This window comes from Streptomyces sp. NPDC127068, assembly GCF_042724695.1.
Taxonomy (GTDB): Bacteria; Actinomycetota; Actinomycetes; order Streptomycetales; family Streptomycetaceae; genus Streptomyces.
Genome location: NZ_JBHXEN010000060.1, coordinates 29,906 through 49,494, shown reverse-complemented (window position 1 = coordinate 49,494; position 19,589 = coordinate 29,906). Strand labels below are relative to the sequence as shown.

The 19,589-nt window shown below is 70.2% G+C and carries 17 protein-coding genes, 1 rRNA gene and 1 riboswitch; of the genes, 14 read left to right on the top strand and 4 right to left on the bottom strand.

Annotated elements, in window-relative coordinates:
- Positions 1–182: 182 nt before the first annotated feature.
- The 11 genes from rrf to ACFWIA_RS29785 all read left to right on the top strand — a co-directional run bounded on the left by rrf (position 183) and on the right by ACFWIA_RS29785 (position 10,687).
- Positions 183–299, top strand: a 5S ribosomal RNA gene (gene rrf / locus ACFWIA_RS29835).
- A 215-nt stretch (positions 300–514) separates the two neighbouring features.
- Positions 515–1,123 (top strand): CDP-alcohol phosphatidyltransferase family protein, encoded by a 609-nt coding sequence (locus ACFWIA_RS29830; RefSeq protein WP_385494776.1) that lies wholly within the window; start codon positions 515–517, stop codon positions 1,121–1,123.
- A gap of 113 nt (positions 1,124–1,236) precedes the next feature.
- Positions 1,237–3,732 (top strand): sugar phosphate nucleotidyltransferase, encoded by a 2,496-nt coding sequence (locus ACFWIA_RS29825; protein WP_387010363.1) that lies wholly within the window; start codon positions 1,237–1,239, stop codon positions 3,730–3,732.
- 202 nt (positions 3,733–3,934) lie between these two features.
- On the top strand, positions 3,935–4,765 hold the full coding sequence (locus ACFWIA_RS29820; RefSeq protein WP_387010362.1) for a DUF881 domain-containing protein: 831 nt from the start codon (positions 3,935–3,937) through the stop codon (positions 4,763–4,765).
- Entirely contained in the window at positions 4,762–5,094 is a 333-nt protein-coding gene (locus ACFWIA_RS29815) for a small basic family protein (RefSeq protein WP_073795017.1), read from the top strand. The genes ACFWIA_RS29820 and ACFWIA_RS29815 overlap by 4 nt, the downstream gene beginning before the upstream one ends.
- Before the next feature lie 23 nt (positions 5,095–5,117).
- A complete protein-coding gene (locus ACFWIA_RS29810; protein WP_387010361.1) occupies positions 5,118–6,035 on the top strand; it encodes a DUF881 domain-containing protein in 918 nt (305 codons plus the stop codon).
- Between the two features lie 147 nt (positions 6,036–6,182).
- The gene (locus ACFWIA_RS29805) at positions 6,183–7,058 is read left to right on the top strand and encodes an FHA domain-containing protein (RefSeq protein WP_387010365.1); all 876 of its coding nucleotides are present in this window, start codon (positions 6,183–6,185) and stop codon (positions 7,056–7,058) included.
- 15 nt (positions 7,059–7,073) lie between these two features.
- Positions 7,074–7,832 carry a MerR family transcriptional regulator gene (locus ACFWIA_RS29800; RefSeq protein WP_387010360.1) on the top strand — a complete coding sequence of 253 codons (759 nt, stop codon included), beginning with the start codon at positions 7,074–7,076 and terminating at the stop codon, positions 7,830–7,832.
- Positions 7,833–7,928: 96 nt separating this feature from the next.
- The gene (locus tag ACFWIA_RS29795) at positions 7,929–8,402 is read left to right on the top strand and encodes a bifunctional nuclease family protein (RefSeq protein ID WP_030794342.1); all 474 of its coding nucleotides are present in this window, start codon (positions 7,929–7,931) and stop codon (positions 8,400–8,402) included.
- Between the two features lie 222 nt (positions 8,403–8,624).
- Positions 8,625–9,260 (top strand): MerR family transcriptional regulator, encoded by a 636-nt coding sequence (locus ACFWIA_RS29790; RefSeq protein WP_385494770.1) that lies wholly within the window; start codon positions 8,625–8,627, stop codon positions 9,258–9,260.
- A gap of 59 nt (positions 9,261–9,319) precedes the next feature.
- Entirely contained in the window at positions 9,320–10,687 is a 1,368-nt protein-coding gene (locus ACFWIA_RS29785; RefSeq protein WP_387010359.1) for a DNA polymerase IV, read from the top strand.
- Between the two features lie 15 nt (positions 10,688–10,702).
- Here the strand turns inward: ACFWIA_RS29785 and ACFWIA_RS29780 are convergent, their stop codons facing one another.
- On the bottom strand, positions 10,703–11,101 hold the full coding sequence (locus tag ACFWIA_RS29780; protein WP_387010358.1) for a PRC-barrel domain-containing protein: 399 nt from the start codon (positions 11,099–11,101) through the stop codon (positions 10,703–10,705).
- A gap of 111 nt (positions 11,102–11,212) precedes the next feature.
- A riboswitch (glycine riboswitch) is annotated at positions 11,213–11,310 on the top strand.
- 170 nt (positions 11,311–11,480) lie between these two features.
- Here ACFWIA_RS29780 and gcvP point away from each other — a divergent pair.
- Positions 11,481–14,366, top strand: coding sequence for an aminomethyl-transferring glycine dehydrogenase (gcvP, locus tag ACFWIA_RS29775; protein WP_387010357.1), 2,886 nt, complete (start codon positions 11,481–11,483; stop codon positions 14,364–14,366).
- A 121-nt stretch (positions 14,367–14,487) separates the two neighbouring features.
- Here the strand turns inward: gcvP and ACFWIA_RS29770 are convergent, their stop codons facing one another.
- Both ACFWIA_RS29770 and ACFWIA_RS29765 read right to left on the bottom strand, forming a co-directional pair.
- The gene (locus ACFWIA_RS29770; protein ID WP_387010356.1) at positions 14,488–14,694 is read right to left on the bottom strand and encodes a DUF5999 family protein; all 207 of its coding nucleotides are present in this window, start codon (positions 14,692–14,694) and stop codon (positions 14,488–14,490) included.
- Positions 14,695–15,072: 378 nt separating this feature from the next.
- Positions 15,073–15,651 carry a hypothetical protein gene (locus tag ACFWIA_RS29765; RefSeq protein WP_387010355.1) on the bottom strand — a complete coding sequence of 193 codons (579 nt, stop codon included), beginning with the start codon at positions 15,649–15,651 and terminating at the stop codon, positions 15,073–15,075.
- Positions 15,652–16,190: 539 nt separating this feature from the next.
- Here ACFWIA_RS29765 and ACFWIA_RS29760 point away from each other — a divergent pair.
- Both ACFWIA_RS29760 and ACFWIA_RS29755 read left to right on the top strand, forming a co-directional pair.
- Positions 16,191–17,711 (top strand): glutamate-cysteine ligase family protein, encoded by a 1,521-nt coding sequence (locus ACFWIA_RS29760; RefSeq protein WP_387010354.1) that lies wholly within the window; start codon positions 16,191–16,193, stop codon positions 17,709–17,711.
- Between the two features lie 130 nt (positions 17,712–17,841).
- On the top strand, positions 17,842–18,651 hold the full coding sequence (locus ACFWIA_RS29755; protein ID WP_387010353.1) for a CPBP family intramembrane glutamic endopeptidase: 810 nt from the start codon (positions 17,842–17,844) through the stop codon (positions 18,649–18,651).
- Here the strand turns inward: ACFWIA_RS29755 and ACFWIA_RS29750 are convergent.
- A complete protein-coding gene (locus ACFWIA_RS29750; protein WP_387010352.1) occupies positions 18,648–19,511 on the bottom strand; it encodes a PhzF family phenazine biosynthesis protein in 864 nt (287 codons plus the stop codon). The genes ACFWIA_RS29755 and ACFWIA_RS29750 overlap by 4 nt on opposite strands.
- Between the last annotated feature and the right edge of the window lie 78 nt (positions 19,512–19,589).

The window sequence follows — 19,589 nt, the reverse complement described above, 5'->3', positions numbered from 1 at the left end:
GTTGATAGGCCAGATATGGAAGCCGGGTGACCGGTGGAGTTGACTGGTACTAATAGGCCGAGGGCTTGTCCTCAGTTGCTCGCGTCCACTGTGTTGGTTCTGAAACCACGAACATCCAACACACCCTTCGATCCCCGAATGTTTGGGTGATTGGGGTGTGTGCGGTGTGTGTTTCGTAGTGTTTCGGTGGTTATAGCGTGAGGGAAACGCCCGGTTACATTCCGAACCCGGAAGCTAAGCCTCACAGCGCCGATGGTACTGCAGGGGGGACCCTGTGGGAGAGTAGGACGCCGCCGAACAAACTTTGAATAAGAGAGCTGTGGGCTCTGGAGGGTTATTCCTCCGGGGCCCACAGCTCTTTTTTGCGTTTACGGGTCGGGAAACCAGGGGCAACCCGGGCAACCGGCTCGTAGGCCGTTGTCCGGAGTGCCGTGCACCCCTCCGTACGGAAGGTTCTCCGCTGGGCGGTAAGGTCAGGTCGTATCGTTGGCTCGTTCCCACAGGAGGCCCCCGGGTGGAGGTCCAGGAGACGCGTGTCCAGACGGACCGGGTCCTCACCATCCCCAACATCCTCAGCATGGCGCGCCTCTTGGGCGTGCCGCTCTTCCTGTGGTTGATCCTCCGCCCCGAGTTCGGGGGCCCCAAGAGCGACGGGTGGGCCCTGCTCGTCCTGGCGCTCAGCGGTGTCAGCGACTATTTGGACGGAATGCTCGCGCGTCGCTGGAACCAGGTGAGCAGCCTCGGCCGACTGCTCGATCCCGCGGCCGACCGGCTCTACATTCTGTCGACCCTGGTCGGCCTCACCTGGCGGGAGATCCTGCCCGTCTGGCTCACCGCCGTACTGCTTGCGCGTGAACTCGTGTTGCTGGTGATGGTCGGCATCCTCAGACGGCACGGATATCCGCCGCCGCAAGTGAACTTCCTCGGCAAGGCCGCCACCTTCAACCTGATGTACGCCTTCCCGTTGTTGCTGCTCAGCGACGGAAGCGGATGGATCGCGTCACTCGCTGCTATTTTCGGATGGGCGTTCGCCGGATGGGGTACAACCCTGTACTGGTGGGCAGGAGTCTTGTACATGGTCCAGGTTCGCCGCTTGGTGCGGGCGGACGCCATGGCCGGCTGAGCGCCCCGCCGATGGTGCCTGGGTGCTCGCCTGATGGCCCGTAGCGGATCCGTGCGGGACAATTGAGGGCGCAGTCGGCTAGACCGTCGTCTCTCAAGGAGGACGCTTCCGACATGAAGGCCGTTGTGATGGCCGGTGGCGAAGGCACACGCCTTCGCCCCATGACTTCAAGCATGCCCAAGCCGCTCCTGCCCGTGGCCAACCGGCCCATCATGGAGCACGTGCTGCGGCTGCTGAAGAGGCATGGGCTCACCGAGACAGTCGTGACCGTCCAGTTCCTGGCTTCCCTCGTCAAGAACTACTTCGGCGATGGTGAAGAACTCGGCATGGAGTTGACCTACGCCAACGAGGAGAAGCCACTCGGAACCGCGGGCAGTGTGAAGAATGCGGAAGAGGCGCTCAAGGACGATGCGTTCGTGGTCATTTCCGGTGACGCCCTCACCGATTTCGACCTCACTGAGTTGATTGCCTTCCACAAGGAGAAGGGAGCCCTCGTCACGGTGTGTCTGACCCGGGTACCGAATCCTCTGGAGTTCGGCATCACCATCGTCGACGAAGAGGGCAGGGTCGAACGTTTCCTGGAAAAGCCCACCTGGGGCCAGGTCTTCTCCGACACCGTCAACACCGGTATCTACGTGATGGAACCCGAGGTCTTCGACTACGTCCAGGCAGATGTGTCCGTCGACTGGTCCGGTGACGTCTTCCCCCAGCTGATGAAGGACGGCAAGCCCATCTACGGCTACATCGCCGAGGGCTACTGGGAGGACGTCGGCACGCACGAGAGCTATGTGAAGGCCCAGGCGGACGTCCTGGAGGGCAAGGTCGACGTCGACCTCGACGGATTCGAGATCTCCCCCGGGGTGTGGGTGGCCGAGGGCGCCGAGGTGCACCCCGACGCGGTGCTGCGGGGCCCCCTGTACATCGGGGACTACGCCAAGGTCGAAGCCAACGCCGAGATCCGCGAGCACACGGTGGTCGGCTCGAACGTCGTCGTGAAGAGCGGTGCGTTCCTCCACAAGGCGGTCCTCCACGACAACGTCTACATCGGGGAGCACAGCAATCTCCGGGGCTGCGTCATCGGGAAGAACACCGACATCATGCGGGCCGCCCGCATCGAGGACGGTGCCGTCATCGGCGACGAGTGTCTCGTCGGTGAGGAATCGATCGTCCAGGGCAATGTGCGGGTCTATCCCTTCAAGACGATCGAGGCGGGCGCCTTCGTCAACACCTCGGTCATCTGGGAGTCCCGCGGCCAGGCGCACCTCTTCGGCGCGCGCGGGGTCAGCGGCATCCTGAACGTCGAGATCACCCCGGAGCTGGCCGTGAGGCTGGCCGGCGCCTACGCGACGACCCTGAAGAAGGGAGCGACGGTCACCACCGCCCGCGACCACTCCAGGGGCGCCCGGGCCCTGAAGCGCGCGGTGATCTCCGCCCTCCAGGCCAGTGCGATCGACGTGCGGGACCTGGAGAACGTGCCGCTGCCCGTGGCGCGGCAGCAGACGGCACGGGGCAGCGCCGGCGGCATCATGATCCGCACGTCGCCCGGGGTGCCCGACTCGGTCGACATCATGTTCTTCGACGGACGGGGCGCCGACCTCTCCCAGGCGAGTCAACGCAAGCTCGACCGGGTGTACGCGCGCCAGGAGTACCGTCGGGCGTTCCCCGGCGAGATCGGCGACCTGCACTTCCCGGCGAGCGTCTTCGACTCGTACACGGGTTCCCTGTTGCGGAACGTCGACACCACGGGCATCGCGGACTCCGGGCTCAAGGTGGTGGTCGACGCGTCGAACGGCAGCGCCGGCCTGGTCCTGCCGAGCCTGCTGGGCAAACTCGGTGTCGACTCGCTGACGGTCAATCCGGGTCTGGACGAGGCGCGGCCCACCGAGACGGCGGACGCGCGACGGGCCGGCCTGGTGCGGCTCGGGGAGATCGTGGCCTCGGCCCGGGCGGCGTTCGGGGTGCGGTTCGACCCGGTCGGCGAGCGGTTGTCGCTGGTGGACGAGAAGGGGCGGATCGTCGAGGACGACCGTGCGCTGTTGGTCATGCTGGACCTGGTCGCCGCCGAGCGCCGGAGCGGGCGGGTGGCCCTGCCGGTGACGACGACCCGGATCGCCGAGCAGGTCGCGGCCTACCACGGCACCCAGGTCGACTGGACGACGACGTCCCCCGACGACCTGACGAGGGTGGGCCGTGAGGAAACCACGATCTTCGGCGGCGACGGGCGCGGCGGTTTCATCGTCCCGGAGTTCAGCAGCGTCTTCGACGGCACGGCCGCCTTCGTCCGCCTGATCGGCCTGGTGGCCCGCACCCAGCTGACGTTGAGCCAGATCGATGCACGGATTCCCCGTGCCCATGTGCTCAAGCGCGATGTGGCGACCCCGTGGGCCGTGAAGGGCCTGGTCATGCGCAGGGTGGTGGAGGAAGCGGGGGACCGGTCCGTGGACACCACCGACGGCGTGCGGGTGGTCGAGGCGGACGGCCGTTGGGTGCTGGTCCTCCCCGACCGTGCCGAAGCGGTCACCCATCTGTGGGCGGAGGGTCCCGACGACGCCTCGGCGCAGGCCCTGCTGGACGAGTGGTCGGGGGTCGTCGAGAGCGCGGGCAACTGACCCGTCGATCACCCGCTCGGGCCGTCATCGCGGCGTGACGGGTACGTCTTTCGAGTGCCGGACGGCGCCCCTGCCGGGCGCCGTCCGGCGGTCCGTCAGGGCCATTCGGAGGAATGGACGCCGACGTGCGACGATGTGCGGCATGCCGCAGCCGCCCCCTGTTCGGAGTACGACTTCGCGTCCCCGGCGCCCGGACGCGTCCATGTCCCTGTTGACGAACGTCATGGACCACAGCCTCGACGACGGCTATGCGGAGGCCGCGGCGCGCAAGCGGGCCCAGGGGGAGAGCGGCGGGCTGCCGAAGACCCTGCGCGCGCGGCTCGGCCTGGCGGTGGGGCTGGTCCTGGCGGGACTGGTCGTCACGGTGGGCGCGGCGCAGGCGCGGGTGACGGCTCCCGTGATCGCCAAGGAACGCGAGGAACTGATCGACCGGGTCGAGGCCGAGACGGCGGCGGCCGACGAGTTGGAGAAGAGCGTCGACACCCTCCGGGACGACGTGCACGACCGCAGGCGCGAGGCGCTGCAGCACGAGGAGGGCTCCGACGACCTCGTCGGCGTCCTCGCGGGTTCCTCCGCGGTGCACGGCCCCGGGGTCAAACTCACGGTGGACGACGCCAAGGAGGCCGACGCGGACGGTGACGGTCCGCGCGGCACCTCGGGCTTCTCCGACACGGGCCGCGTCAAGGACCGTGATCTCCAGCGGGTCGTCAACGGGCTCTGGCACTCCGGGGCCGAAGCCGTGTCGATCAACGGACAGCGGCTCACCGCCCTGTCCGCGATCCGGGCGGCGGGAGACGCCGTCCTGGTGGACAACCGCCCCCTGGTACCGCCCTACACCGTGCTCGCGGTCGGCGACCGCCAGCGGTTGAGCACCCGGTTCCAGAACAGCCCCGACGGCCTGTACCTGAACGCGCTCCAGGAGAACTTCGGGATCAGGACGGGGATTTCCGCGCACGACGACCTGCGGTTGCCCGCGGCGCCGAGCGTGATCGTCCGCACCGCACAGCCGAGAACAGAGAAGGGCACATCGTGATCGCCGTACTGGGCCTCGTCCTGGGAGTCGTGGCCGGACTGCTGGTCCGGCCCGAAGTCCCCGCGGTGGTCGAACCGTATCTCCCGATCGCCGTGGTCGCGGCGCTGGACGCCGTCTTCGGAGGGCTGCGGGCCATGCTCGACGGCATCTTCGACGACAAGGTGTTCGTGGTGTCGTTCCTGTCGAACGTCGTCGTCGCGGCCCTGATCGTCTTCCTGGGCGACGAGTTGGGCGTCGGTGCGCAGTTGTCGACCGGTGTGGTGGTCGTGCTCGGCATCCGCATCTTCTCCAACGCCGCCGCGATCCGCCGTCATGTGTTCCGGGCGTGAGGCCGATGAACTCCGAGGGGCCGATGAACTCCGAGGGACAGGGCGCGCCCGGCCGTGACGGTGAGGCCGTGAGTGGCGGTGGGGGGCAGCAGCAGGACGCCTCCGCCCACCAGCTGCGCAGGGAACTGCCGGCCGAGGTGCCCGTGGGGCCCGCCGCGGGTGGTCAGGGAGACCTCGACGCGCAGGGGCCGCACGGCCAGCGGGTCACGCAACCGGGTCTGACGGGGAGACAGCGCCTCATGAAGGGGCTGTGGCCGCCGCGCCTCAGCCGGGCGCAGCTGATCGTCGCGCTGTTGCTCGCGGGCCTCGGTTTCGGCCTCGCCGTCCAGGTCGCGGCCACCAGTGACAGTAGTGTGCTGCGTGGGGCCCGACAGGAGGATCTGGTACGGATCCTCGATGAACTGGATGACCGCACGGAACGTCTAGATGATGAGAAGCGGCGTCTTGAAGGCCAGCGCACCGAACTGGAGAACAGCTCGGACCAGGCCGAAGCGGCGCGCAAGCAGACCGTCGAGAGGGAGAAGCAACTGGGCGTGCTGGCCGGCACCGTGGGCGCCGAGGGTCCCGGGATCACCATGGTGGTCACCGACGAGCACGCGGCGGTGGAGTCGCGCATGCTGCTGGACGCCGTCCAGGAGCTGCGCGCGGCGGGTGCCGAGGCGATCCAGCTCAACGGAGTGCGGATCGTGGCCGGTACGTACCTGACGGGCGGCGAAGGGGAAGGGGTGAGCGTGGACGGGAAGGCGATCAGTGCGCCGTACCGGTTCAAGGTGATCGGCAGGCCGCAGGACCTGGAACCAGCGCTCCACATCCCCGGCGGCGTGGTGCAGACTCTGGAGAAGGAGCAGGCCAGCGTGACGGTGACGCGTGCGGAGGAGATCGTCGTGGACGCCTTGCGGCCGGCGAAGCAGCCTGACTACGCTCGGTCGTCCTCCCGGTGATCCGGGGAACGCGGGGGTCACTCGGCGGGTGCACGCGGTTGCGGGGGGTCGGCGCACCGGAAGAGCGGTGCGTGGTGGAAACTGTCCGGTGGGTACGGACGTTGTGAAGGTGTCCGGGTCGGCAGGTGTGTGTAGTCAGGGTTCGTCCTGCCCCACGGGCGGGTCTGTTTCGGTCAAGGGGAATCGCCCGTGAAGTTGTTTGCGAAGTTGTTCGGCAAGAGCGCACGCGAGGACCGTGGCAACGCCACGGCACGACACCGTGCCCCCCGCCACGGGGGAGCCGAGGAGCAGTCCGGTGAACGCCCGCTGTTCCGTGATCAGGTTGGTGCTCCAGGCGGTGACATTCCGGGCGGACAGGCCGCGTCCCCTGTTGACCCTGCCGCGCCCGGCCGCATAGGTTCCGGGGAACCGTCAACCTCAGGTACGGGTGGAGGGTTTGCCCCCGACCCGTACGCGTCCCATGCCCCCGGTGGGCAGCCGCAAGGGGGTCCGTCCATGACCTTGGTGTGTACGAGGTGTGGTCACCGCAATGCGGAGGCGAGCCGTTTCTGCTCCAACTGCGGAGCGCCCCTGCGCGGTGGCGTCGAGCGGCCGTCGGAGACGACCTCGACCATCTCGATCTCCGGCCTTGAGGCGTACGACGCGGAGGTGACCGGGCAGACCCAGTCGCCCTCCCTGTCGCCCGAGGCGCAGGCCGCGGTGGACGCGCTGCCCTTCGGTTCGGCCCTCCTGGTGGTCCGTCGCGGTCCCAACTCCGGCAGTCGTTTCCTGTTGGACGGTGACCTGACGACCGCGGGGCGTCATCCGCAGAGCGACATCTTCCTGGACGACGTCACGGTGTCGCGCCGGCACGTCGAGTTCCGCCGCGGTCCGGACGGTGCGTTCACCGCTGCGGACGTCGGCAGCCTCAACGGCACGTACGTCAACCGCGAGCCGGTCGACAACGTCCGGCTCGCCAACGGTGACGAGGTCCAGATCGGCAAGTACCGGCTGGTCTTCTACGCGAGCCAGCGGGGCGTCTGACCCGGGGAAGGCCCCATGCTGCACAAACCGAGCGGCGGTGCCGGCAACGGCACCGCCGCGGCGGCCAGCCGCCTCATGAGCATCGGCACCGTGTTGAACGCGCTTCGGGAGGAGTTTCCCGAGGTCACCATCTCCAAGATCCGTTTCCTGGAGTCCGAGGGGCTGATCGAGCCCCAGCGCACGCCGTCCGGCTACCGCAAGTTCAGCCCGCAGGACGTGGAGCGACTGGCTCAGGTGCTGCGGTTGCAGCGGGACCACTACCTTCCCCTCCGGGTGATCCGGGAGTACCTGGACGCCCTGGAACGGGGGGAGGCCGTACAGCTGCCCTCCCTGGGCCGCCTCGGGGAGCCCCAGGACGACCCGCTGACGGGCCGGGCGGGCTCCGTGGGCGCATCCGGGCCCACGGCGGCCCGGGTGGGCCGCGAGGAGCTGATGGCGGCCGTCGGGGTCGGTGAGGACGGGCTGGCGGAGTGGGAGTCCTACGGGCTGCTCGTCCCGTTGCCCGACGGCGGGTACGACGCCTCGGCCGTCACCGTGGCCGGCCTCGTCGTCGAACTGGGCCGGCACGGCATCGAGCCGCGTCACCTGCGGGCCATGAAGGCGTCCGCGGAACGTGAGGCCGGGCTCGTCGACCAGGTCGTGGCCCCCTTGCGGCTGCACCGCAATCCGCAGACCCGGGCGCACGCCGAGGCGCGGACGCGGGAGCTGGCGGAGCTGACCGTGGGGCTGCATTCGGCCTTGGTTCAGGCGGCCCTAGGGGTGCGACTGCCCTGACGGGGCCCGGTGCGGGCCGCGCAAGGGCGCCCCGCTGGCCAGCCGGCCGGAGTGCCCGACTACCCAAAGGTGCCGGGCACGGCCTAGGGTTGCTGTGTGAACGAGCTCGACGTCGTAGGTGTCCGGGTCGAAATGCCCTCCAACCAACCGATCGTGCTTCTGCGTGAAGTGGGAGGCGACCGTTACCTCCCCATCTGGATCGGCCCCGGGGAGGCGACGGCGATCGCCTTCGCCCAGCAGGGCATGGCGCCCGCACGGCCGCTGACCCACGACCTGTTCAAGGACGTGCTGGAGGCCGTGGGTCAGGAACTGAGCGAGGTGCGCATCACGGACCTCCGCGAGGGCGTCTTCTACGCGGAGCTGGTCTTCGCGAGCGGTGTCGAGGTCAGTGCCCGTCCCTCCGACGCCATAGCGTTGGCGCTGCGCACGGGAACGCCGATCTACGGCAGCGACGGCGTCCTCGACGACGCGGGGATCGCGATCCCCGACGAGCAGGAGGACGAGGTGGAGAAGTTCCGTGAGTTCCTGGACCAGATCTCGCCCGAGGACTTCGGCACCAACAGCCAGTGACCACGCCGCGTGCGTCGGCCGCCGGCGGCGGTCGGCCGGATCCGGGGGTCGTTCCGGTACCCGGGGCGGCCCTCTCCGCACATTCGGCTAGCCTTTCCCGCAATCAGACACGGGAAACCACTCGTAGGGTGATTATCACTCGGCGTGGCGAGTGTGGCGATCGTTGACGCACCCCGAGTGACTGCCTACCGTCGGGAAGGCAGGTCAAGGACGGAGGTCGGCGTGAGAAGCAGCGGCGACGGTACGGCTGGGGGTGCCCCCGGGCGGATTCCGGGGGAAGGCGGCCCGTACGCGCTCCACAGCGGTCGGACCGGCCAGGTGCCGGGGCGTCCGCTCCCGGCCGTCGAGGACGACGACCGGCAACCCCATCAGGTCGGCTACCGCGGACCCACGGCGTGTGCCGCCGCGGGCATCACCTACCGGCAGCTCGACTACTGGGCCCGGACGGGGCTGGTGGAACCCAGTGTCCGACCCGCCTACGGTTCCGGCACGCAGCGGCTGTACAGCTTCCGGGACGTGGTCGTCCTCAAGATCGTGAAGCGGTTCCTCGACACCGGTGTCTCGCTCCAGAACATCCGGGCCGCCGTCCAGCACCTACGGGAGCGCGGATTCCGTGACCTGGAGCGCATGACGTTGATGAGCGACGGAGCGACCGTCTACGAGTGCGGCTCGCCCGACGAGGTCCACAAACTCCTCCAGGGCGGTCAGGGAATCTTCGGGATCGCCGTCGGAGTGGTCTGGCAGGACGTCGAGAGCGCCCTGTCCCAGCTGCACGGCGAACGCGTGGACACGGGGGAGACGCTGGTCGGGAACCATCCCGCGGACGAGCTGGCCCGGCGCCGCAACCGGGCCGTCTGACGCGCCGGCGCCCCCCGCCCACCAGGGCGTTGTCAGACCCGTAGGGCAGCATCGGGGGTGTGAGGAACCAGCCCACCATCCTGCACCTGGACATGGACGCCTTCTACGCCTCGGCGGAGCAGGCCGCCAAGCCCAGCCTCCGGGGCAAGGCGGTGGTGGTGGGCGGCATCGGCCCGCGCGGGGTCGTCGCCACCGCGTCCTACGAGGCGCGCCGCTTCGGAGTGCGCTCCGCGATGCCCACGGCCCAGGCCAGGAGACTCGCGCCGAACGCCGCCTACCTGGTGCCCCGCTTCGCCTTCTACCGGGAGATCAGCGACCACGTCATGGGCCTGCTGCGGGAGCTGTCACCGCTGGTGGAGCCGCTCAGCCTGGACGAGGCGTTCGTCGACCTGGAAGCCGCCGGAGCGGCCCGGGACGAGGCGTCGGCGCGCACGGTCGGGACACGGTTGCGCGCCGACATCGAGGCCACCACGGGGCTGACCGGATCGGTGGGTCTGGCCGCTTCCAAGATGCTGGCCAAGGTCGCTTCGGAGGAGGCGAAGCCCGACGGGCTGCTGCTGATACCGGTCGGTACCGAGCGGGCGCTGCTCGCCCCGATGCCCGTCCGGGTGCTGCCGGGCGTCGGGCCCGCCACCGGGGACCAGCTGCGGCGTGCCGGGATCACCACGGTCGGCGAACTGGCCGAGGCCGGGGCCGACGAACTGGTGCGGCTGCTGGGCAAGGCGCACGGGGCTGCGCTGTACGCGATGGCCCTCGCGCACGACGAGCGGCCGGTCGTCGCCGAACGGGAGACGAAGTCGGTGTCCGTGGAGGACACGTACGACGTGGACATCCACGACCGCACGCGGGTGCGGTGGGAGGTGCAGCGACTGGCCGATCGGTGCGTGCGGCGGCTGCGGGAGTCGGGACACTCCGGGCGGACCGTGGTCCTCAAGGTGCGCAGGTACGACTTCTCGACGTTGACCCGCTCCGAGACGCTGCGCGGACCCACCGACGATCCCGCGGTGGTGCGGGAGGCCGCCGCCCGTCTGCTGGATTCCGTGGACACCACCGGGGGCGTGCGCCTCCTCGGGGTGGGCGTGAGCGGGCTCGCCGACTACACCCAGGAGGACCTGTTCGCCCAGGCGGCGGGCGCACGGACCGAGGCCGACGGAGCCGCTGCCGAGGACCCCGCCGCCGAACCCGAGGGGGCGTCCGCGGCGTCCGCCCGTCCGCCCGCCCCGTGGGCCGCAGGTCATGACGTGCACCACGCCGAACACGGGCGGGGCTGGGTGCAGGGAAGCGGCGTGGGGCGGGTGACGGTGCGGTTCGAGACCCCGTACTCCGGGCCGGGCCGGGTGCGGACCTTCGCCGTGGACGACCCCGCCCTCGAACCCTCCGACCCGGTGTCCCTGGTGCACCGCCCCGCCTCCGACGACCCGGCCTGATCCGGAAGAGGGGGCCTAGCGGTCGTCCGGGGGCTTGGGGTCGTCGCCCGCTCCGGCCAGCTCACCGAAGTCCCGTACCGCCGGTGGTGCCAGGCCCGGGGACGCCAGATCCAGCCCGTAGTGGTGGTAGAGGCGCAGCTCCTGCTGGGGCGAGAGGTGGCGGCCGACGCCGAAGTCCGGGGCGTCCTTGATCAGGGTCCGCTCGAAGGGCACCCGCAAGGTGCCCTCCACCAGCTCGCTGGGCTCCAGCGGGACGAACGCGTCACGGCTGAAGAGCCCCGTCCTTATCGCCGCCCACTCCGGTACCCCCGTGGCGTCGTCGAGGTAGACCTCGTCCACCGTGCCGATCCTCGTGCCGTGGAGGTCGAACGCCTTGCGGCCGATCAGGTTGCGCGGATCGATGTCGGTCTGCACGTGCCCTCCAGTGGTCGCAACTCATCCGTAAGCACTACGAAAGTCCACATTCCGACGGGCGGCCACTCGAAGCCCCGTGCGAGGGCCCGCTGGTAGGGTGGAAACGGCTGTTGACCCTGTGCGGGAGAGCTCCCCGGCTGACGACCGGGGGCGCCGAAGGAGCAAATCCTCCCCGGAATCTCTCAGGCCCCCAGTACCGCACGGGTGAGGTCACTCTGGAAAGCAGGGCGGAAGGTCGACGGCCTCCCACCCTCACCGACGGTGAAAGTCGGGCTCAGGCCCGGTGAAGCTCTCAGGTTGAGATGACAGAGGGGGAGGGCCGTCCGGGCACCCGCAATGCGGTGCCCCTCGCAGGTCGTGCCGACCAGGAGGCCCCCGCATGACAGTCAAGCGTTCCCCCCTCGCCCAGCTCGAACAGGGCATCCCGTTCGAGCGGCGCCACGTCGGACCCGATGCGGAAGCCCGTGCCAAGATGCTCGCGCAGGTCGGGTACGGCTCGCTGGACGAGCTGACGGCGACCGCGGTGCCCGAGGTCATCAAGAACGCCGAGGCCCTGGACCTGCCCGCGGCCCGCACCGAAGCCGAGGTCCTCGCCGAGCTGCGTTCCCTCGCGGACCGCAACGAGGTGCTCGGCTCGATGATCGGCCTCGGCTACTACGGCACCTTCACGCCGCCGGTCATCCTCCGCAACGTCATGGAGAACCCGGCCTGGTACACCGCCTACACCCCGTACCAGCCGGAGATCTCCCAGGGCCGGTTGGAGGCGCTGCTCAACTTCCAGACCGTGGTCGCGGAGCTGACCGGACTGCCCACCTCCGGGGCCTCCCTCCTCGACGAGGGCACGGCCGCAGCCGAGGCCATGGCACTGTCGCGACGGGTCGGCAAGGTCAAGAACGGCGTCTTCCTGGTCGACGCGGACACCCTGCCGCAGACCGTGGCCGTCATCCGGACCCGCGCCGAACCCACCGGGGTCGAGGTCCTCGTCGCCGATCTGTCCTCCGGCATCCCGGCCGAGGTCGCCGAGCGGGGGGTCACCGGCGTCCTGCTCCAGTACCCGGGCGCCTCCGGGGCGGTCCGCGAGCTGCGGCCCCTCATCGCGCAGGCCCACGCACTCGGTGCCGTCGTCACCGTCGCCGCCGACCTGCTCGCCCTCACGCTCCTCACCCCGCCCGGTGAGCTCGGCGCGGACATCGCGGTCGGCACCACCCAGCGCTTCGGCGTGCCGATGGGCTTCGGCGGACCGCACGCCGGGTACATGGCCGTCCACGAGAAGTTCGCCCGCAGCCTCCCGGGCCGCCTCGTCGGCGTCTCCGTGGACAGCGACGGGGACCGGGCCTACCGGCTGGCGCTTCAGACCCGTGAACAGCACATCCGGCGGGAGAAGGCGACCAGCAACATCTGCACCGCTCAGGTGCTGCTCGCGGTCATGGCGGGGATGTACGCCGTCTACCACGGTCCGGAAGGGCTGCGGATCATCGCCCGCCGCACCCACCGCTACGCGACGATCCTCGCCGAGGGCCTGCGGGCGGCGGGCACGGAGATCGTGCACGGCGCGTTCTTCGACACGGTCACCGCGCGGGTGCCCGGCCGGGCCGCCGAGATCGTCGCCGCGGCCCGGGAGGGCGGCGTCAACCTGCGCCTGGTGGACGCCGACCACGTGGGCATCGCCTGCGACGAGACCACCACCCGGGCCCAGCTCGGCATCGTCTGGACCGCCTTCGACGCCGACGCCGACGTCGAGGCCCTGGACGCGTCCGTCGTGGACGCCCTGCCCGAGGCGCTGCTGCGCACCGACGACTACCTGGCGCACCCGGTCTTCCGGCAGTACCGCTCGGAGACGGCGATGCTGCGCTACCTGCGCCGGCTCTCGGACCGGGACTACGCCCTCGACCGGGGCATGATCCCGCTCGGCTCCTGCACGATGAAGCTCAACGCCACCACCGAGATGGAGCCGGTCACCTGGCCCGAGTTCGGTCAGCTGCACCCCTTCGCACCGGCGGAGCAGGCGCAGGGGTACCTCACGCTGATCCACGAGTTGGAGGAGCGGCTCGCCGAGGTCACCGGCTACGACAGGGTGTCCCTCCAGCCGAACGCCGGCTCCCAGGGCGAGTTGGCTGGGCTGCTCGCGGTGCGCGGCTACCACCGGGCCAACGGTGACGAGCAGCGCACGGTCTGTCTGATCCCGTCGTCGGCGCACGGGACGAACGCGGCGAGCGCGGTCATGGCCGGGATGAAGGTCGTCGTCGTGTCGACCGCGGACGACGGCGAGGTCGACGTCGACGACCTCCGGGCCAAGATCGAGCAGCACCGCGAGCAACTCGCCGTCCTCATGATCACGTACCCGTCCACGCACGGGGTGTTCGAGGAGCACGTCGCGGACATCTGTGCGCAGGTGCACGACGCGGGCGGCCAGGTCTACGTGGACGGCGCCAACCTCAACGCCCTCGTCGGGCTCGCCAAGCCCGGCCGCTTCGGCGGTGACGTCTCGCACCTCAACCTGCACAAGACGTTCTGCATCCCGCACGGCGGCGGCGGTCCGGGTGTCGGACCGGTGGCCGTGCGCGCCCATCTCGCGCCGTACCTGCCGAACCACCCGCTCCAGCCGGCGGCCGGGCCCGAGACCGGCGTCGGCCCGATCTCTGCGGCGCCGTGGGGCTCCGCCGGTATCCTGCCGATCTCCTGGGCGTACGTACGGCTCATGGGCGGTGAGGGGCTCAAGCGGGCCACCCAGGTCGCGGTGCTGTCCGCGAACTACGTCGCCAAGCGCCTCGAACCGCACTTCCCGGTGCTCTACACCGGTCCGGGCGGTCTCGTCGCGCACGAGTGCATCATCGACCTGCGCCCCCTCACCAAGGCCACCGGCGTCACCGTCGACGACGTGGCCAAGCGGCTCATCGACTACGGCTTCCACGCGCCGACGATGTCGTTCCCGGTGGCGGGCACCCTGATGATCGAGCCGACCGAGAGCGAGGACCTGGTCGAGCTGGACCGGTTCTGCGAGGCCATGATCGCCATTCGCGCGGAGATCGAGAAGGTCGGTTCGGGGCAGTGGCCCGCCGAGGACAACCCGTTGCGCAACGCCCCGCACACCGCGCGCGCCCTGTCCGGTGCGTGGGAGCACGCGTACAGCCGTGACGAGGCCGTCTTCCCGGCCGGGGTGTCGGCCGCGGACAAGTACTGGCCGCCGGTCCGCCGGATCGACCAGGCGTACGGCGACCGGAACCTCGTCTGTTCCTGCCCGCCCCTGGACGCGTACCAGGACTGATGCCGTCGCGGGCGTACGGCCCGTGCCGCAGACGTGGAAGCGGGGCCGGTCCGGAGGTGCTCCGGGTCGGCCCCGCCCATGCGGTCGGCCCCACCGGTGCGGCTCCCGGTCCGGTGGGGGTCTACGCCGCCGTCATCACGCCGTCCGTCCCGAGCGGGCGGTGCGGGGCGATGATCTCGCCGTTGGGCAGCAGTTCACCGGTGTCCTCGAAGAGCAGGACGCCGTTGCAGAGCAGGCTCCACCCCTGCTCGGGGTGGTGGGCCACGGCGAGCGCGGCCTCGCGGTCGGCGGACTCCGCCGTCGGGCACGGTGACTGGTGCTGGCACATGGTGGATGCGTTCTTTCGCTGCGGTGTGAAGGCTGTCCTGCGGCTGGACTCGGTGCTCATGGCCGCCCCCCGTATCGTCGGTCTGATCCCCAGTGTTGCCCCACGGGCGTGATTCCGCAGGGATTTCGCGGCAGCAGGTTCTTACTCGTTAGAGACGTATCACCCGCACGGATGGTTCAGCCCAAATGGCTTGCCCGAATGGGGGGTTAGGAATGGTCGAAAAGGGCTAGTCCTTTCGGGCTGTTAGCACAGACGGACGGCCCCGGTGCTCTGCGTGAGCACCGGAGCCGTCCGTCTGTCGTTCGGGAGTTCTGCCGTTCTGCCGTTCTGCCGTTCTGCGGTTCAGTCGTTCGGTCGACTGAGGGGTGGTCGGCGGGCTCAGGCCGGAGCCGTGAGCGGGGGTGCCGGTGTGAGGCGGTTCCCCAGGGCGGGCAGCAGCTCGGCCGCGCGGTGCGTGCGGTGCGCCGTGACGCCGGGGGGCGCCGGTGCCAGGGGGATGAGCAGGTCGGTCGGCGCGAGGGTGCCCTCGGCGGCGTCGGCCGTGGGGTCGCCGTGCAGCCACAGCGTGAGCATGTACAGCCCGGGAACGGACAGCAGCCGCGCCTGGTACGGGACGGGGAGCGACTCCGCTTGCCGGACGGCCCGTTGGGTGGACTCGATGTACGGACCTTCGAAGAAGTGGGAGAAGGCCCAGCCGTCCGGGGTGAGGACGGTGTCCGCCGCCGCCACGGACTGGTCACCGCAGCGGATCACGTAACGCCAGCCCGCGAGGGTGGTGGACGATGCGGGCACGAGTCGGTCCCACACATGGACGGGCAGCGGCAGTTCCGCTGTGACGGAGCCCTGCGCGGCGCGCAGGGCAGGGGTTTTGGCCTCACGGACGGCCGTGGGGGAACCTAGTGCCGCGACGACGCTGCGCAGGGCAGGCGCGGGAGCAGGGGGAAAGACCAGCGGCATGGTGGGTCGCCTCTCATTCACCGGCAGGCGGAACCAGGAAGGGCGCGGACGGCGCTGTCAGCGCGTGGGGTCAGAGGGGGCGAGGCGGCCGGGGGGACGGGGCCGCGAGCGCCAACTCTCTGCCTCTGTAGCGGAGTTTATACGACAGGCGCTCGTTTGATGATTCGCCTAGCTGATCGAATTATGGTGAGCAAGGGGCGTTTCGGTCGGCGTACAGCGGATTTTTCTCCCCATTCGCCATGATTTCAACTTCGTGACCTCGTGATATTTTCCGAGGCTGGACGGCCGATTTTCCCCACCGTTTTACGCCACAATTCGGTAACGCCTCCGCGTCTCCGGGGGCGGCTTCCGCGCCATGTCGGACAGTGATTCCCGCATGTATCGTTCATTGCCCTCTGAAACTGCCCCCTGGGTGACCATGTCCACGGTAGCCGTCCGGGCGCGGGTCATGGGGCGTTATCGATCGCGCTGTCTGGGCATCATCCCCCAGGACAGAGCGGCCGGACGGTGGGCTGCCCACTTCGAGGAGGGACGCTGCGATGGGGGAGAAGGTCGTGGCGGGCGTTGTCGACCTGTCCGATCGGCAGCGGTACCGCGAGAAGCTCCGCCAGTGCTTGGCGGGGCTCGGACGCCTGTTGGCGGAGGAGCGGTTCGACCGGCCCAAGAACCTCATGGGCCTGGAGATCGAACTCAACCTGGCCGGCCCGGACGGGCTACCGCGCATGATGAATGCGGAAGTCCTCGAACGAATCGCCAGCCAGGATTTCCAGACCGAACTGGCCATGTTCAATCTGGAAGTGAATATCGCGCCCCACCGGCTCGGCGGGCGCGTGCTGGACCAGCTTGCGGAGGAAGTGCGCACGGGGCTGGCCTATGCGCACCGGAAAGCGAACGAAGTCGATGCCGGAATTGTGATGATCGGCATTCTGCCCACCCTTGCCCAGGAAGATCTGGTGCGGGCGAACCTCTCCGCGGCCGATCGTTACACCCTGCTCAACGAGCAGATCGTCGCGGCGCGCGGCGAGAGTTTCCAACTCGACATCGAAGGGGTCGAACGACTCACCTGCACATCGGAGTCCATTGCCCCGGAAGCCGCCTGCACCTCGGTGCAACTGCACCTCCAGGTGACGCCCGCCCGGTTCGCCGGGGTGTGGAACGCGGCGCAGGCCGTCGCCGGGGTGCAGATCGCCCTCGGCGCCAACTCGCCGTTCCTGTTCGGCCGGGAGCTGTGGCGGGAGTCGCGCCCCCCGCTGTTCCAGCAGTCCACCGACACCCGTCCGCCCGAGGTCGCCGCCCAGGGAGTGCGTCCGCGCACCTGGTTCGGCGAACGGTGGATCGACTCCGCGTACGACCTCTTCGAGGAGAACCTGCGGTTCTTCCCCCCGCTGCTGCCGATCTGCGACGAGGAGGACCCCCTCAAGGTCCTCGACGACGGCGGGGTGCCCTCGCTCGCCGAACTTGTCCTGCACAACGGCACCGTGTACCGCTGGAACCGCCCCGTGTACGACACCGTCGACGGCGTGCCGCACCTGCGGGTGGAGAACCGCGTCCTGCCCGCCGGGCCGACCGTGATCGACGTCATGGCGAACACCGCCTTCTACTACGGAATCGTCCGCGCCCTGGCGGAGGACCCGGTTCCGGTGTGGAGCAGGCTGCCCTTCGAGGCCGCGGCGAGGAACTTCGACGACGCGTGCCGCCACGGCATCGACGCCGAGCTCCAGTGGCCCCGACCGGGGCGGCACGGCACCCTGCGGCGCATTCCGGCCGTCACCCTCGTCCTGGAGGAACTGTTGCCCCTGGCCGCGGGCGGACTGGACGCCTGGGGGGTGGAGCCCGCGGACCGCGACCGCTACCTCGGGGTGATCGAGGGACGCTGTCGCCAGCGGGTCAACGGGGCCTCGTGGCAGACGACGACCTTCCACCGGGCGCGGGAGGGCGGACTGGACCGCCACGCGGCCCTGGCGGCGACGACCCGCCGCTACTGCGAGTTGATGCACGCCGGTCAGCCCGTCCACACCTGGCCGGTCGGCCTGCCGCGGCCCGCCCTGCCACCGGGCTGAACCCGCCCGCCGTGGCGGGACGCCCCGGGCGACGCGCCCCCTGATCCGCCCGCGGAGGTCCTCGGGAGAGGATGGGTCCCGCGGCGGGCCGGGGAGCCCGCGCCCGGGAGCGATTCGACTGGAGGCAAGGGTGCAGACGGTAACGGGGTCGGCGGCCGGACCCGGCCCGGCCCGGCCGCTGGAGCGGCTCTCGCGCCGGACGCTGCGGGACGAGACCCTGCTCGTGCTCGCCCTCTCGCTGGGCGCCAGCGGGGTGTCCGCGCTCATCAGCTTCCTCGGGTCGGTCACCGAGCCGGGCGGGCTCAAGGACCAGGCCGCCACCATGAACGCCTCGGCGGCCCCCGGGCGGCCCTGGTTGGACCTGGCGTGGCAGCTCTTCGGCATCACCACCGCCCTGGTGCCCGTGGCCCTCGTCGCCCATCTGTTGATCCGGGAGGGCGCCGGCCTGCGGGCCCTCGGCTTCGACCGGACCCGGCCGTGGTTCGACCTCGGGCGCGGGGCGGGCGTCGCCGCGGTCATCGGCAGCACGGGCATCGCGTTCTACCTGCTGGCGCGCGGTCTGGGGTTCAACCTGACCGTGGTGCCCGAGGCGTTGCCCGAGGTCTGGTGGAAGTACCCGGTCCTCATCCTGTCGGCCGCGCAGAACTCCGTGGTGGAGGAAGTCATCGTCCTCGCCTATCTGCTGCGCCGGTTGGACCAGCTGGGCTTCTCGCCCTGGGCGTCGATGGCCGTCAGTTCCGTGCTCCGGGGTTCCTACCACCTGTACCAGGGCATCGGCGGCTTCATCGGCAACATGGTGATGGGGGTGGTGTTCGTCTACCTCTACCGGCGGTGGGGGCGGGTCGGCCCCCTCGTGGTGGCCCACACCCTGCTCGACATCGGGGCCTTCGTCGGGTACGCCCTGCTCGCCGGGAAGGTCGACTGGCTGCCCACGCCCTAGTGAGCCGGGGGCGCGGCCTGCAACTCGCCGTCGACGACGGTCACCGCCCTGCCGGTGAGGAGCGTGCGCGGCCCCCGCAGTTCGGCCCGCACCAGGCCGGAGCGGGGTGACGCCTGGAGCCCGGTCAGGGTGGTGCGGCCGAGGCGCGGTGCCCAGAACGGGGCGAGCGCGGTGTGGGCGCTCCCGGTCACCGGGTCCTCGTCGATGCCGACCCGCGGGAAGAAGCAGCGGGACACGAAGTCATGGCCCCGGCCGGGGTCGTCCGCACGGGCGGTGGCGATGACGCCCCGGTCCGAGAACGTGGCGAGCGCCCGGTGGTCGGGCGTGAGCTCGCGGACGGTCCGTTCGTCCGCCAACTCGACCACCAGGTCGCCGATCTGGGGTCCCGCGTCGTGCACGGACAGCGGCTCGGCGCCCAGCGCGCGGGCGAGTCCGTCCGGGGCGGGCACCGGGACCAGCGGGGCGGTCGGGAAGTCCAGGGTGATCGTGCCGTCCGCGTGCGGCTCGGCGGTGAGGATGCCGCAGCGGGCCCGGAACCTCACCGGCCCGTCGACGAGCCCGGCGGTGGCCAGCACGTGCGCGGTGGCGAGCGTGGCGTGACCGCACATGTCGACCTCGGTGGTCGGCGTGAACCAGCGCAACGCCCAGTCGGCGTCGCCGCCCGGCGGCAGTGGGTGCGCGAACGCCGTCTCGGCGTGGTTCACCTCCCGGGCGACCAGCTGCAACCAGGTGTCGTCGGGGAAGGCGGCGGGGGATCCGACGGGGCCGCCGGGCTCCTCGGGCACGCCGAAGAGGAGGACTCCGGCGGGGTTCCCCGAGAAGGGGCGGTCGGTGAAGGCATCGACGATTCGCAGGCGCATGTCAGGGACTCTAGGCGGCGGGCCGCCGCACCGGCCAAGGCCACCGGAGGACCACTGGACTGGTTCGTGGGGCCGGTC